This is a genomic window from Alistipes sp. Marseille-P5061, assembly GCF_900290115.1.
GTDB lineage: Bacteria > Bacteroidota > Bacteroidia > Bacteroidales > Rikenellaceae > Alistipes > Alistipes excrementigallinarum.
The window spans coordinates 82,858-97,482 of sequence record NZ_LT985749.1; the positions used below are offsets into that span (position 1 = coordinate 82,858).

The following is a 14,625-nucleotide window of genomic DNA, read 5'->3' on the forward strand; positions in this document are numbered from 1 at the left end:
GTTTTTCTATTCGGGAAGGAACATTTTTCAAAATGAGGGGCCGGGCCGATGGGACGGAGGGTCGGCGCCGCGCATTGCCGCCACACAGGATGACGCGGGTCTGCACGCTCTTTGCCGCCGCACATTACCGCTCCTGCCCGGATGCCGGCAAAGCGGCAAGACACTCCTGCCGAAGGCCGGGCTGACCCGGAAGCGGAAGGTTCGCGTCCAGCGGCTCATGGATTTTGACCGCCACCGAACCGGAGGTTGCAAGAACGAATCACGCACCCGAGGCCTGCCAGCGGGCCACAGGCTCGGGGCCGCAACCGGAGGAATCACCCAGGGCCTCTTTTGGTCTCAATTCTTCAGGGTGTCGGCACGAAGCGGCCGCGTGCGATACGACAGCCGTCGCAACATCCATTTTACCGTCTTTCACTCCGCGAGGCCTTTCCAAGCCACTCGCGCAGGGCGTCGCCCCGCAAATCGACCGCCACGACCCGGCGCTCTTCATCCAGCAGCAGGTTGTGCGGGATGGTCCGGATGTCGAACCGGCGGAACAGAGAGTCGTAGTTCGCATTGTCCTTGCGCAGAATGACATGGGTCAGCGCCTCTCCGCTCCCGTCCGCCTCAATAGCCTGTTTCCAGCGGTTCAGGTTCTCGTCGATGGAGACCGCATAGACCGAGAGCTCCTCCCCGTAATCCCGGACGGCGGCCAGCAGCGACGGCACCTCCTCACGGCACGGCCCGCACCACGACGCCCAGAAGTCGAGCAGCACATATGGCGTCGCAAGGCTGCTCCACGCAACCGCATTGCCGTTTCGGTCGGGCAGCGAAAAATCCGCCACCAAATCCCCCGGCCCATAAACCGACGCGGATGCCGCAGAGCTCTCTGCATCCGGAGCTGCGGAATCGGGCGGAGTTATCGTGAGTTCAGATTCGCCCCGCTCTTCTCGCGTCTCCGGGTAAGGAAGAGGGTCGCCCACAATACGGGCATAACGATTGAATGCCTCACGGCTTTCGGGGGTCATTGCGGCTACGGGCATTCCGGAGGGTGTTGTCCCGGTGAGTGTCGAGAAATTCACATCGTCGGGGAATTCCGTACGGATATATGCGTATGTCTCGGTCTGTTCGCGCTCCGTCATGTCCGGCAAAAGGTTCAGACAGGCATATACCGCATTGAACCCGCTTCGGGTGGTACGCAGCAACTCCCGCCACAACACCGCCTCCGCACGGAAGCAGGAGTCAATGCGCTCCCCGAGTGCCGCGCGGCGATTGTCGCCGGCCGGCAGCTGCATGAATTCGGCCTGCAGCCGTTTGCGAAGGGCAACGACCGGGGCCTTGAGGAGCCTGCACAACTCCTCCTGGGATGCGGAACCCGACACGTCGGGACGTCCCATGCGCCCCAACGGCGCAAAGTCGAACTCAATCCGGTCGCCACTTCGGACAACGATTGAACCGGAAGAGAGCGGAACCCGGTCGATGAGGACCTCTGCCGTTACCTCATCGAACGGGATTTGCCCCTCCAGCACAAAATGCCCACCGCGAATCCGGCAGGAGTCGATGAAAGCCGCCTGATTTTCGAAACTGATGAAGAGATAGGCCGTACGGCCTTCGACGTTGAGGCTGTCGGCAACCATTCCCGAAATGTGAATGGGAGACGGACGCTGTCCCAAGGCCAGGGTCGCTGACGACAAAAAAAGCAGGGAAATAAGCCAATGTTTCATAATGACGGTTTTTAAACGAGACATAGGAGGTAAGAGACAGGAGGTTTCTCCTGTCTCTCTTGTGTGAACTATGCGCAGATTACCGTATAACTTCCTTGTTGCCAACCGGCCCGATTGAGTTCAATCTCCATCCTCACAGTAGCACCAGCTGTTGTCTGCCCCGGGAAATCTCCATGAGCAATTTCTTCTCCGTTCGCTTTGCTGTAAGCACGGCAGGCTGTACCGCCTTTCACTTGGTTCATCTGCTTCTTCGAGAGCTGCTGTGCTGCAAAATCTTTCATCGTTTTCATAGTCGTAGTTTTTTATCGGTTTAAAATTTGCGTTGGTCCGGACCTTTGCGTCTCGACAGGTGTTCGGAACTGCCGTTTTCCGCCATCGGCTTCACTCGATTCGGAAAAAGTTGCTTATCTTTACGACGCCTTTCTGCGTTTTAGTTAAACTTTTGAGCTGTCACACTCGGTTTTGCTTCCTCGTGGGAAGGTTCTTTTGTTGTCACGGGCTGGCGAAACCCAATTCGAACAGTCTATACTGCGTTGCGTCAAAATAGATATTTCAAATCCTCCACATCATACGTATCCGGCAAGCGGCGGTTGTCCACCAGAACGGTCGGAGTTCCCTCGATACCGACTGCCTGACAATAGGACCTGTGAGCCTGCAAGATTGAGATAGCCTGCGGATGAATCTTGGTCCGAACAATCATTTCACGCCGTTCGTACCATATTCCGATTTGTCGGTCAGCCTCTGCCCAACCCTTCGTAATCCATGTGGTGATTATCAGCAGGGCCGCATCATTCGAAAGGTGGTCCCCGTCGTTCACGGCAAACAGCAGCTCAACCCGGCAATCACCCAGCAGGCCGAGTTGCCGATGAACCCGGGCACATTTAGGACACGAAGGATTCATCACAACGGTAACGGTACGCCCGCTCTCAACTCCGTTATGGAGCGGGGAGGCCGAACCGCTGCGGACCGGCTCCTCCCGACAACGGGCAAGCTGAAGCTCGAACAAATCCGAATCACTCAGCATGTGTTCCCGAAGAGCCAGAAGCCGCGGCATCTCCACGGTCATTTCCGCCTGGGTAACGGAGCACCTGATTCCCAACACCATACATGCGAAGACCAAACAATATCCAGCCACATCAATCCAGAGACCCCGTTCCACGACTTTGTCGGGTCCGAAAAACAACTCCACACCGAAATCAGCCAGCAGTACCGCATCGATTGCCAGACACAACGTACACCATCGTCGATGACGGATTTGCCAGCCCAGCGAATAGACAACAAAGGGAATGGCCAATACATCAAGCCACCGGAAGAGGGCCGCAGGATTCTCTGCAAGGAAGAGTCCCCAGAAGAGCGATGTGGCAAAATAGGCCAACGACAATTCGCCGAGTGAAATCCAACCGAAAAGTTTGGCTCCGGCCGACTGGAAGACCGCATTGCAGTCGGCGTGTTTGCCGAGCCGGCAAAAGGACTGTGCAAGATGCGGATTGAATGACGATTTGGCAATCACCAGCAGCGAAACGGCACATCCAAGCATCTTGACCGGATAACGCAAATCCTCCCACCCAAGCGGTTTCAACAACAAGCCGAGACCAAGCAGCAGAACGAACAGTCCGGCAAACCAATAAACTGCAGTCCGGTCGAGGAAGGCCAGCAGCTGTTTGAACCAATAGGCGAACCAGGGTATCTCGTTCGACGCATCGCCTTTTTCCGCCAGGAGCACCGTGCCGTCCCAAGCGCTGCGAAACCACTCTTCCGGGACCTCAAGCCGCCGACCTGAACAGGTCCGCAGACAGAACTTCCGGCCAGACCTGTCCCTTTTTTCAACAAGATAGAAAGGATATTCCGTCTTACCGGCTGCCACGATATAGGCGCCGTCAATCTCGGCAAGTTGTTCGAACTCCAGCTTGCAGACCAGATTCGGCACCTGCAGTTCGTCGAGTGTATCGCTTAATGCACGGATGCTGTGCGGTAGCGGATGACGGGAGCAAGCCGTGGCCAGCCTCAATGCATCACGTTGAATACCCTGTTTCCGCAACAGGGTATTCAACAGATATACCGACGGAGGTTTCATGATGAGAATTCTCTTACATAAGATTCAACGTTCCGAACCCTTCATAATTCGAACCGATAATTTGAATCGTATAGATATCGCCCTCCGACATATTGACGGTCATATATACAATGCTTTCAATAGTTGTATTACAACTATGGCTTGCAATACACTGGTTCATTCCATTCAGGACATAAACCGTTACATTACCCACCCCTTCATGGAACGTTAGCTCTAGCAAGTTCCCGGTAGGGGTATACCAGGCATCTACGGTTTCCCCCGCAGAGCGGGTCTGGCCCGTCCCTTTTCCTCCGAGTCGTTTCACGTCTCGGATGTAGATTTCTTCCGTCTCCGAATCTTGCAATGTAATAGAGGCAGCAGAGGCCGCTCCACTAGAAATAAATAATCCACTCAACAGGATTGCTACATATAAAAACGTTTTTTTCATAATAGAATATGTTAGGGTTTTAAGTTGCATGAATGTATAATAAAGAAGACTATTCCGCAAGAATCCTGACCGCGCTCCATATCATACCTGCCAGGATTTAGCATTGAAAAACAATAAGTTACAAAGGCAAATCTCACACTGGCACTTCTTTACGACGGGATATTTGTGTATGTATATGGAAATAAGACACTTACATCACACATATGCCTGTGATGAAATATTTTTTGCACAAATGAAAAAAGCGACGAATTATTTGTTAATTCGTCGCTTTTGCTATCAATCTGAGACTCGTTATTCCTCGTTTTTCCTCAATTCGGCTATTTGCCTGCTGATGAAATCTTCAATCTTCTCCTCCTGCGAGAGATGTAACTTGCGTCTCAAACGGCTTCGTTTGTTATAAAACGAACCCAAAGTTGAATAGTCATAGAGGTAACAGATGCCGGCATGGGAAAAGCCAAAGCACATGAGGGCACATAAATCTAAATCATGTTTGTTCAAATCCGGGTATCGGGCTTTAAGATAATCGATGATTCCGAAATATTTCTGATTGACGATGTATTGCAGGTCATAGAGTGCATATTGCGAGTTTGTATCCACGGCCATGTACCTTTTGAACTCACGGACGAAATTCGCCGGTTTGATTGCCGGTAGCTTTTCAACCAGTTGATGCAGACCGGACAACCGCTCTTCGATGGCCTTGCTCACCTTCGATTCCCGCTCGTTGGAACAATCAAGCATCTGCCTCACTTGTAGGAACCGATTGGACAGGTCGTCGTAGACCTGATGCAGATTATCCAATTCCTGTTTCAACAAGGCGCGCTCCTCGCGGACCTTCTTATATCGACGGGTCCAAGCATATCCGACGAGGACTACGATAAGAGCCAAGATAATCAGGATGAAAATCATACCTGCCATCTGAACCTGATGTTTCAATCGAAAAGACTCCAGCGATGCCTTGAGCAGCCGATTGTTGTACTTCTGCTCCACCTCTTGCAGGGCTGTCTGCTGCGTGACTTGATTCAGCGAGTCGGCCATATGCTGGTACAAACGGCTGTAGCGAAGCGCCTGCTCGAAGCGGCTGCAATCAGATTCAATCCGGGTCAGCAGCGCATAACATCCGGCAATTTGATGGTCCGTAAACTCATGTCTGTTGGCAAGAATAGTCTGTCCGCACAACCGAGCCGAGTCCAATTCGCCCGCCTGCTGATAGATGGCAAGCCAGGTCCCCGCCGCAACCGGAGGGTGTGGTTCACCGTAATAATCGAAACAGATTTTTCGAAAAGAGTTCTTTATGGAATCCACTGGATTGCCCTCTTCCAACCGGATTGAAATCAAATTGCCGTCGATTGCATAGGCAGCATTCCTATCACCGAGAGTCAGGTATAGCTTTTTGGCTTCCTGCCAACTCTCCTTTGCCGCGGCAAAATCTCCGGTCAAATAATAAATATACGCTTTATTGTTCAACGAAATCGCTTCATTGCGCGCGGCTCCAGCCTGATGGAAACACGCTCGGGCCCTTTCAAAACGCAGCAAAGCATCCTCTTGGAGGTATTCATCACTATACAGATTTCCAATGCGACTATGAATTAATCCCTGCAGGTAACTGTCATTTGTATTGACCGCAAAGGCCTCCGCTGCAACCAACGACTTCATTGCGACATCGGTATCATGCAGATTGGCATATACACATCCATAATAATAATGAGCCAGAGCTTTCTCCTGTTCGGACCCCTTGCGATTATAATAATCCACCGCCAGATGAATCAGAGAATCGCTTTGGAGTTCTATTTGATTCTTGTCTAAGGCCTGCGTATAAAGAAGAGCAAAACGAGCCTTGCCGGACCTGCTTGATATCTCGTCAACATCCAAGGATTTCAATATGGACAGAGCCTGTTCGGGATGGTCGAACATTAATTCGGCTGCCGCATCCAATTTGTTCGATTGATTCCGGCTTTCCCCGCAGGACATACACCCTAATAAAGCACCGATAAGCAATATGTAATATTTCATGGGTACGTTTTGATGATACTTCAAAGATACGAAATATTCTCTTCCCTCCAGATATCCCCAAGGACAACAAACGGGGAAAAACAGATAATATTCCTTTTACAATCAACCTGTTAATTTCTGATAGTGACCGTACGGTCGTCGGCATTGCCCCTAATTTGCTTTGCCCATACATCGACAAGTTCTTGAAGTCCCGACCAGCGACGGAAGCGGTCAACGAGTAGTACGCAAACCAATTGTAACAGGACCAATAACGGTTCAGTTCCGGAAATACGATTCCCAGGGTCCGGGCAAACCGGACAATCTTCTCCAATGCCCACAAATCATCCTCCTGCTGCATACTTGTCGATTTAAGGGCGGCAAGACAACAAAGGGACGAGGCGGCTTGCCTCAACTGACCTTCCAAGTCAGCGATGGTCGGCAGGGATGGTGCTCACTACCCCACTCCCGCAAAACACCGAACGGTCGAACTTCCGTTTACTTCTGACTTAACTCAACCAGCGTACCCCGCAACGTATCAAGGAAGTGGGTCAAACGGTTCTTGCGATTCAGGACGGCCCAGCGGCAATTGTCCGGATTCTTGAAACTCGTATTGCAGAGCGTCTCAAACTCGCGGATTACCTGCATAAAGGTGGCCGGGGAGTCGTCCTGCTGGCAGAAGAAACCCACGGCCGACAAGGCGGCAATCACCTCCATCAAGTCGGAATTGGTGAAGCGTTTCGAGATTTTCAGCGGCGAGTGACGCCGCTGCGCGGCAATCTCCCGGATTCCCGGGTACTTTAGCTGCAGGTAAATCATCTGCTTCTCGAAATCTACCAAAGTGAGTGATGAACGGATTAACATGTATTGTAGAGAGGCCGAGTCGTTGTAGTTTTCCAGCAGTTGAACCAAAGTTTCGCGAATCCGTGCCAACAGCTGCAACGAGTCCAGCCTTGAACACCCATCCTGTTTGGATATTTGCTGAATACGATTGACAAAACGATTATATGCAATATTTAGGCTTTTTCGCTCATCATCACGCAACGGTTTGTCAATCAAAGCAAACAGCTGCACAATAAAATCACATTTCTCAAGCCTTTTGACACTCTTTTGCATGACCGGGACTGTGAGAGAGACACAATGTAGAAAATATAAATAATCATACATCGTATTAAGGTTGGCTGGATTTTCGGGATTTACATCTGTTATTTTTAGTTCTCAATTATTATGTTTACCTTTGCAAAAGCAATCAGAATATGATTGTGCGTAATCCTATCGTCACCACCCGAAATCGCAAAATTTTATGAGACGAATAGGATGATAGGTGGTTCGTGTAAACAGGCACGAATCAACCTATCATTTCGTCGGGTTTTTGCGAGCCTCGGGTGGTATGGGTTGAGTTCGTGCCTTTTTTGTGAACCATATAAAGCTGCCGTTAGAAGCATGAGCGACATCAAAGCCGGTGGTACAGCTTGATTACTCGATATGCGGATAAAATACGGCAGCTTTTTTATTTAGGGCAAATCACAATCATTGCGGGTGATGGTTTGGCTCCCTGTAGAAATCCAGTTTTTTGCATAGCTGTTCCCGTCATAAGTCGCTGCTTTTCCGATAACCCCCATAGCTAAATCCAAAAGGCCATAGAGCACAAGATTATTTGTTTTATAAACAGCCCGCACATCGCAACGATGCGCGGGCCCGGTGGTACAGCTTGATTACTCGATATACGGACTTACATCACATTGCGAGAGGTTAGTTTCCCGTATAGGTAGGCTGGTAGGCAGGCACATCGTCCTTCGTCAGTTCAAAACCGCTGGAGATAAATTCCCAATCCTGGGTGTACGGAGTGCTGCAAACATTCGAAACAGTTGCTCTATTATATGCCCCATTTGCAATGGCCTGGAATACCGGCTGCGGACTCACATCATTGGAGGGCCGCAGGTTGAACATCATAATACCCGCATAATTGCCATTTGCGGTTTGAGCGGAACGGTTGGTGATTTGAGTCAAATAAATCGAATTATACGAATATCCTATATTGATAGCCTGCGGCATCCAACGGTCATTCGTAACGCCTAAAATAGAGCTTGAGGAATAGAAAATATTCGACCCAAATGTTCCATGATCTGCATAGTCAATCATTCCTCCGGCGGTAACATCAATCTGGTTGTAGTTCCCCCACTGGAATACCGTAATCAGTTTGTTACCTGCACCAAATTTGGCATCGAGCTTGGCGCGAAGAGCCTTGATTACATGAGAATATGAATTATAAATTGTCGAAGAATAATTGGCATATTCATCATCGAAATTGATTCCGTCCAGGCCATAACGATCTACACAGTAAACCAGAATATCGGCATATCGGTCAGCCATTTCAGGGGTCAAATTGGCGACTCCAATTCCCTGCCAGTCACCCAGCGAGGTCATGCAGACTTTGATACCTTCCTCCTGCAACGGTTTCACATACTTGTGGAAACCTGTTGTCGTCGGATTGTTGGGATCGGGCTCCAGAATACGGGTCAGTTTATCGTTGAGATAAACCGTCGGGTATCCGTCGGAATCCTTGTGGATGTTCGAGGCAAAGAGATTGAGAATGTCGATGAACTTTTCACCATTCATCTCCCAGCAAAGGGCATTGAGCGGATTGACATCGTTGGTCTCCACATAGACCATAATCTTCGGAGACTTGTCTCCGTAAGCACGGGTCGAGATTTGAGTCCCGTCAGACTGAATCTGCGGTTCCTCCGGATTGTTTGCACACGAAGTAAACAAAGCACCTGCAGCAAACAAGACCGTTGCCAAAGTTAAAAGATGTTTTTTCATAACTTCTGTGAATTTAGGTTAGAATAATTTTGTTGAAGATGGACATAAGTCCTATCGAGTATTACCAATTTTTCGAATAATCTCCATAATATAAGCCTACGGTATTAGGGTCGAATACATTTCCATTAGAATTATGAGAAATATACACCCCATATCCATACATTCCATCCATACCGTCCGGTTCATATACCATTAGAGTTGTACTAATAATGTTATTCCATTGTCCTTCATATTCTCCTTGAATATTCGTAATAAGGTCTCCGAACATAAGGATATTATTAGAACTCCAGCCTAACATTCTCCATACCCAAAGATTCATTAAACCTATCATATTGAGATTAAATGAACTGGTTGCTGAGTAAAAAGGCACAGCAAATGCTCCATACTGAGATTGTTCCAATCCTGCAATTGGCTTACGAAGATGATTGTTTACAGGGAACATCATGCCGTTCATTTCGCCCTCACTTTGGTCAATTCGACCCCACGGGTCAAGAATCTGCACGTCCTCGTCCTCGCTCATATAGCCCGACCATGCATAGTCGAGGTATTTCCCGACCTCGATGCCTCCGGTCGCCTCTGTATCCCAAAAATATTCGGTCGGTTCCTCATAATCGGTAAGTGTTACCAATTTATCCGAGCCAAGCGTTTCGCGCAGGGCCTTGATCAGTTTTGGATAGGAAGTGGTATTCATGGCAGGCATTCCCTCCACCTCACCGTACCCAGAATTGCGGTCCCAAAGGTTCACTCCATCGATGTCGTAGGTTTCAAGACAAGCCTTGACCTGTGCCACGAAGTCTGCAATCTGTGTATCGGTCAAGTTGCAGAAGCCCAATCCGGTACTGCCGCCTTCAATCGAAAGGCAAACCTTGCGACCCTTGTCCTGCAAAGGTCGGATATGCAGGTCGGCATGCTCCAAAACGTAACGGATATCCGAGTTAAGCACCAGCATGGCCCGCTCAGTAGCCTCGTCATAGCCAATCTGAACCACGCGCAAATTGACGATATTGCCATACGTTCGTTCCCATAGATTCGGGACACTTGGATTCATTAAATCTTCTTTTGTTATGACCCAAACGTCAGCCAACAGAGGCGAATATTCAGAGGTATTTACATAAAATACCGTCGTATTTACGGGGTCCAGTTCGTAATCGCCGACCTCCGGTTTGCGGACCTTGACAACATAGTAGAGGATGCCGCCGTCATCGGACATAGCCACATCGTCCGACGACACCACAATCGGGGCCAGGTATTTCCCTGCTTCAAGCCCGTCGGCCTTAAAGGTCACTTTTATTTTCTCGGAGATTCGTTCCCCGGCGGCTATCGAGATTTGTCCGTCATCGGCAATCTGAATGTTGGCGGCCGGCATGGTCAGAAAATCAGTTCCGTATTTGGTGTTATAGATTTCGACCAGCGATTCATCCGGAGCTGTCTGAAGATTCAGATTTTTCTCGGCCGGGCGGTTCAAACGACAATACATCGGGTCGGATGTCGTCCCCGTGCCCTCCATCAAATAGACAACCGACCGTTCTACGGAAGAAAACTGGCTGCGAACCGACACATAGGTATTCTCCAGCGGCTCCTTGTCGGGGAGTTCTCCACGTGTCGTATCTACCGGATCCGCCTCACAGGAGGCCAAAAAGAGCGCCCCCATGGCCATTAGGAATACAAAGATTCCCTGTTTCATATCATAGTTCCGTTTCATAGTTATTCCTCGGTTTCGTTGATTTTCGGAATTTCAATACCGTCGGGCCAAACAATGTCGGTCTCGGCCACGCCGTCGTTACCGTACATCGAGTAGTCCTTGACGGTATTCCCGGCACCCTCGTTGAATTTCCAGTAACCCAACAGGGTCGGATCACTCTCGGGATTGGCAATTTCGTACATGTTCTCCCAGATTTGCTGCTGCGTGCGGGCCACGGACCAGACGCGCGCCTCGGCAATCTTGCCGTTCAGCGGGCGGTAATCATCATACGACTTGCCAATGAAGAACTGGTAGGCATCGCCGAAACCGCCGTACTTCTTCTCGTTGTCCTCCGTCGGATTCTTCAGATAGAAGTCATAAAGCGCACGCATGGCAAGGTTGATGCGCGTATCCTCACTCATCGAGGTGAGACCCATTTCGGTGCCCTCGCTCTGCAGCTCGCCGTTGACATAGACGCAGACGCGGCGGGTTGCCTGGTCGTAGGTGCAGGCCACATGGTACCACTGTCCGGCCGAGAGGTTCTTCGTGGCATCGCGCTCGGGGAACTTGCCGAATTTCGAACCGGAGCCCGAACCGTCGAACTGCAGCTGCTGACGCTCAAAGTTCGTGTCGCCGATACGAAGCAGGAGGTACTGCTCGACACCCATCACCGAGGAGATATTGACGGCATTGGTGTTCCCGTCGGAGGTGACGGTCGAGGTGGCAAACTGGTCAATGTAGATCAGCGCCTCATAGGTCACGGCCGTCAAGCCGTTCCACGCCTGACTGTTTGTCCCGTAGGTGTCCAGCGTCGGGAAGTTAATCCAGTTGCCCTCGCCGAGCTGCGCCGCAACGGTGATGTTCGACGAACGTTTCACCACGTAATAGACCGTCGAGGAGGTCGCCAGCGTCGGGACCGACGACTGCGCGATCGTCACCGGCACAAGGTAGGTTTCGTCGAGCGGCAGAGCTCCGGCCTGCTCCTCGCCCTCGCCCAGCAGGTGCTGCAAACGGAGCGTCAGCGTCTCGGAGGTCGTCTTCCCGGCAGCGATGGTCGCGGTTTCGGCCGAAAGGGTGTAATACTTCGCGTCGAGCATCGGCCATGCGGTGCCGTAACGGGCATTGTATCGCTCGACCAGCGACGGATCGACCGTCACCGTCAGCGTCACGTCCTGCTCCGACGGATAGGCCAGCGTCGCCGCAAAGGTGCGATCGAAGACATCGAGCGTATTCTTGATTGTTGCCGCCTGCACCTCGGAAGTCTCCGCCACGTCGAGGTAGACCACGTTGCCGAACTTGTGGTCGTCGGCGTCGTAGTTGGTGCAGGCCGTCTGGACCGCAACCATTCCGATGCAGGCCAGCAACAGCATATTTTTCCGTGTTTTCATGGTTCACTATTTGGAAGGGTTCAACAGTTGGATGGCATCGCTCAGCAGCGGGTAGTTGCGCTCGACATCGTAGTAGTCGTTGTCGATGTCGTAGGCGGCAAGTCCGGCCAGCGGACCCAGCGAAACGACCCGCTCGGCCATCTCCGTAATGGCGGCATGTTCGACAACCTCCTCGTCGTAAAGCGGAGCCCCGGCCGCAGCCGCCAGCAGCAGCCGTTCGGGTGCGATGCCGGCATAGCCCGTGGCATTGACCACCTGCAGCTTCAGGGTCGTGATGTCGGTCGTCGCCTCGGTATCGAGGACCACATAGTCCAGTTTCGCGCGGTCGGCTTCGGCCACGAAGAGCGGATTGCCCTCATAGACCAGCAGCTGGCCGTCCGTTTTGGCCGCCGAAAGCGTCGAGACAATCGAGGCCGTAGCCGTGGCATCCAGCGGGTCGGCGGTGAACGAATAGCCGTCCAGCCCATTGGCAGCTACCGCGGCAATAACGCCGTCGAGGTAGGTTTTGAGGGCCGCGGCGTCGGCGAACTCCGCCTTGCGTGCGGCGTAGTCCACTTGGTAGAGCACCCGGGTCCCCTTTTCGTGCATCGTGACCATGTCCTCGGCGTCAAAGCGCGAGAAGTTGTCGGCATTCGTCAGCGACACGATATCCAGCGAATCGGGCAGGCAGCGCATATAGTCCTTTTCGCTCGCGGAGGGGGTCGGCGAATTATAAAGTCGGGCGTAGGTCAGGAAATGTTCGCTCTGCTTGTATTCGCGCAACGCAGCCGTATACTCCGCCCAGAAGGCCGGATCCTGATCTGAGGGGCGCCGGACCTGCTGCTCGACAGCCTCCGTTTCGGTCCAGTCGCTGCATGCGGCGACCCCCAAAGCGAGCGCCGAGACTGCCATGCAGCGGAACAGATTGGTGATGATATGGTTTTTCATGGCGTTGGTCATTAAAGGTTTTTGCGGTCCCACCACACACGGGTTCCCTGTGTGTCGCCCGCGCCGTTGACGGATTCGCTGTTCAGATTGGCGATAGCTGCCTGGAGGTTCGTCGGATTCTCGGTGTACTCCTCTACCGGGTACGGCAGGCGCCGTGCTCCGAGCGACGAATCCACCGTCCCGCCGCTGGCATTCTCAACCACCGGCAGCAACCGCGGATAGCCCGTGCGCCGGTGTTCGGCCCACGCCTCGGTCCCCAGCGGGAAGATGGCAATCCACTTCTGGGTGATAATCTTTTCGAGGTTTGTCTCGATATCCGTGGCCTTGTCGTCCCAGGCAATCGTCACGCTGCTCGGCGGCGTCGAAACCGAATAGCGGCCAATCGGGTCGACATAGGCCGCCGGCGTATGCGTGGCATCGGCAATGTAGGCGTCGGCGCCGCTTGCCCCCCGCTCCTCGAACGACAGCCGGATGGCATCCTCGTAGAGCGTCCTGGCGTTTTCTGCCGAACCCCAGCGCAGTTCGTACTCCGCGCGCAGGAAGGTCACCTCCGCAGCATTCATCCACAGATAGGAATCTGTCCCCGTGATGAGCATGTTCGAATAGGAGGAGACGGCCGTCGCCTTGCTCGAGACGTTGATGCCGATACGGATGCCGGCGTAACCCTGCACCTCCTGTCCGTTCTCCACGAGGCGTACCGTCGTGAACATCTTCTCGCGCCGCGGGTCGTTGTAGCCGTTCATGTAACTGATGATGTCTGCACCGACGCGATGATCACCCCAGTCGTTGTAGATCAGCGTCATGCGGTTGTCCGAGGTCTGCATCCGCGCATTGTCGGCATTCGTCGTGATGACGCCCCCGGCAATCGCTTCGGCAGCCTTCGTGCGGGCTGTCTCCTCGTCCACGTAGGTCAGGCGCATCGCCATGCGCAGCTTGAGCGAGTTGGCGAACTTCAGCCACTGCGCGATATTGCCCGCATAGACCCCGTCGTAGCGACCGAAGGCGTCAGACGGCAGCGTGAGATTGTCCTCCAGCGAGGCAATCGCTGCGTCGAGCTCCTCGAACATTGCCGCATAAGCCTCCTGCTGCGTGTCGTAGGCCACCTCGAGCGATTCGGTCTTGTCGGCCATGATCTGCGTGTAGGGAATCGGACCGTAGGAATCCGTCACGCGCTGCATGATTGCAATGCGGCAGACGGCGGCCAGCGCGTGGGCCGTCACGTCGTCCGTACCGTTGATGATGGCGCGGTAGGCCGGGTAGGTCTCGCTGATGACGTTCACGAAGGGCCACTTCCGCCAGTCGGCCGAAGCATTGAAGGTCTCGAACTTGTTCTGCCACGTGTCGACCGTGGCGCCGATATAGCCCGCATAGGGCCCTCCGACCAGACTCTCCAGGAACTGGTACATGTGCTCCTGCGTCGGAACAACGAGCCCCTGCAGGGTCTTGAGATTGGTGCCGATCTTGTAGTTGTTGGCCTGCAGCTGTTCGTCGGTCACTTCGTTCGGATTGCGGTTGATATCCGCGAAGTCGCCCGTACAGGCAGCCATGCCGAGCAGCATGACCGCAAGCAGCAGCCGCTGCACGTTATGATTCGTAGTTTTCATGGTCTTGCTGTT

Annotated in this window: 12 protein-coding genes; all 12 read right to left on the bottom strand. The window is 52.6% G+C overall.

Translation table 11 applies throughout. The annotated features are described in order from the left end of the window. Positions 1-401: 401 nt before the first annotated feature. The 12 genes from C8267_RS04270 to C8267_RS04325 all read right to left on the bottom strand — a co-directional run bounded on the left by C8267_RS04270 (position 402) and on the right by C8267_RS04325 (position 14,613). Positions 402-1,703, bottom strand: a complete 1,302-nt coding sequence (locus C8267_RS04270) for a TlpA disulfide reductase family protein (RefSeq protein WP_158699707.1) — start codon at positions 1,701-1,703, stop codon at positions 402-404. A gap of 68 nt (positions 1,704-1,771) precedes the next feature. Next, entirely contained in the window at positions 1,772-1,993 is a 222-nt protein-coding gene (locus C8267_RS04275) for a hypothetical protein (RefSeq protein ID WP_106633798.1), read from the bottom strand. Positions 1,994-2,241: 248 nt separating this feature from the next. Further along, positions 2,242-3,777, bottom strand: a complete 1,536-nt coding sequence (locus C8267_RS04280) for a vitamin K epoxide reductase family protein (RefSeq protein ID WP_106633799.1) — start codon at positions 3,775-3,777, stop codon at positions 2,242-2,244. Positions 3,778-3,790: 13 nt separating this feature from the next. Then, a complete protein-coding gene (locus tag C8267_RS04285; RefSeq protein WP_106633800.1) occupies positions 3,791-4,204 on the bottom strand; it encodes a hypothetical protein in 414 nt (137 codons plus the stop codon). A gap of 291 nt (positions 4,205-4,495) precedes the next feature. Beyond that, complete coding sequence (locus C8267_RS11025) at positions 4,496-6,214, bottom strand: hypothetical protein (protein ID WP_234025690.1); 1,719 nt, start codon at positions 6,212-6,214, stop codon at positions 4,496-4,498. 474 nt (positions 6,215-6,688) lie between these two features. After that, entirely contained in the window at positions 6,689-7,306 is a 618-nt protein-coding gene (locus C8267_RS04300) for a hypothetical protein (protein WP_158699708.1), read from the bottom strand. Between the two features lie 398 nt (positions 7,307-7,704). Further along, on the bottom strand, positions 7,705-7,839 hold the full coding sequence (locus C8267_RS11095; protein ID WP_262494565.1) for a hypothetical protein: 135 nt from the start codon (positions 7,837-7,839) through the stop codon (positions 7,705-7,707). A gap of 103 nt (positions 7,840-7,942) precedes the next feature. Next, positions 7,943-9,013, bottom strand: coding sequence for a glycosyl hydrolase family 18 protein (locus C8267_RS04305; protein WP_106633804.1), 1,071 nt, complete (start codon positions 9,011-9,013; stop codon positions 7,943-7,945). Positions 9,014-9,074: 61 nt separating this feature from the next. Next, positions 9,075-10,697 carry a BT_3987 domain-containing protein gene (locus C8267_RS04310; protein ID WP_158699709.1) on the bottom strand — a complete coding sequence of 541 codons (1,623 nt, stop codon included), beginning with the start codon at positions 10,695-10,697 and terminating at the stop codon, positions 9,075-9,077. 20 nt (positions 10,698-10,717) lie between these two features. Then, positions 10,718-12,082 (bottom strand): DUF1735 and LamG domain-containing protein, encoded by a 1,365-nt coding sequence (locus C8267_RS04315; protein ID WP_106633806.1) that lies wholly within the window; start codon positions 12,080-12,082, stop codon positions 10,718-10,720. Positions 12,083-12,088: 6 nt separating this feature from the next. Continuing rightward, positions 12,089-13,009, bottom strand: a complete 921-nt coding sequence (locus C8267_RS04320) for a glycoside hydrolase family 18 (RefSeq protein WP_106634163.1) — start codon at positions 13,007-13,009, stop codon at positions 12,089-12,091. Positions 13,010-13,020: 11 nt separating this feature from the next. Then, positions 13,021-14,613, bottom strand: coding sequence for a RagB/SusD family nutrient uptake outer membrane protein (locus C8267_RS04325; RefSeq protein ID WP_106634164.1), 1,593 nt, complete (start codon positions 14,611-14,613; stop codon positions 13,021-13,023). Positions 14,614-14,625: the final 12 nt, after the last annotated feature.

Excerpts from the sequence above, each read along its gene's own strand:
- C8267_RS04270 (WP_158699707.1), bottom strand. The coding sequence starts at position 1,703 with ATGAAACATTGGCTTATTTCCCTGCTTTTTTTGTCGTCAGCGACCCTG.
- C8267_RS04275 (WP_106633798.1), bottom strand. The coding sequence starts at position 1,993 with ATGAAAACGATGAAAGATTTTGCAGCACAGCAGCTCTCGAAGAAGCAG.
- C8267_RS04280 (WP_106633799.1), bottom strand. The coding sequence starts at position 3,777 with ATGAAACCTCCGTCGGTATATCTGTTGAATACCCTGTTGCGGAAACAG.
- C8267_RS04285 (WP_106633800.1), bottom strand. The coding sequence starts at position 4,204 with ATGAAAAAAACGTTTTTATATGTAGCAATCCTGTTGAGTGGATTATTT.
- C8267_RS11025 (WP_234025690.1), bottom strand. The coding sequence starts at position 6,214 with ATGAAATATTACATATTGCTTATCGGTGCTTTATTAGGGTGTATGTCC.
- C8267_RS04300 (WP_158699708.1), bottom strand. The coding sequence starts at position 7,306 with ATGCAAAAGAGTGTCAAAAGGCTTGAGAAATGTGATTTTATTGTGCAG.
- C8267_RS04305 (WP_106633804.1), bottom strand. The coding sequence starts at position 9,013 with ATGAAAAAACATCTTTTAACTTTGGCAACGGTCTTGTTTGCTGCAGGT.
- C8267_RS04310 (WP_158699709.1), bottom strand. The coding sequence starts at position 10,697 with ATGAAACAGGGAATCTTTGTATTCCTAATGGCCATGGGGGCGCTCTTT.
- C8267_RS04315 (WP_106633806.1), bottom strand. The coding sequence starts at position 12,082 with ATGAAAACACGGAAAAATATGCTGTTGCTGGCCTGCATCGGAATGGTT.
- C8267_RS04320 (WP_106634163.1), bottom strand. The coding sequence starts at position 13,009 with ATGAAAAACCATATCATCACCAATCTGTTCCGCTGCATGGCAGTCTCG.
- C8267_RS04325 (WP_106634164.1), bottom strand. The coding sequence starts at position 14,613 with ATGAAAACTACGAATCATAACGTGCAGCGGCTGCTGCTTGCGGTCATG.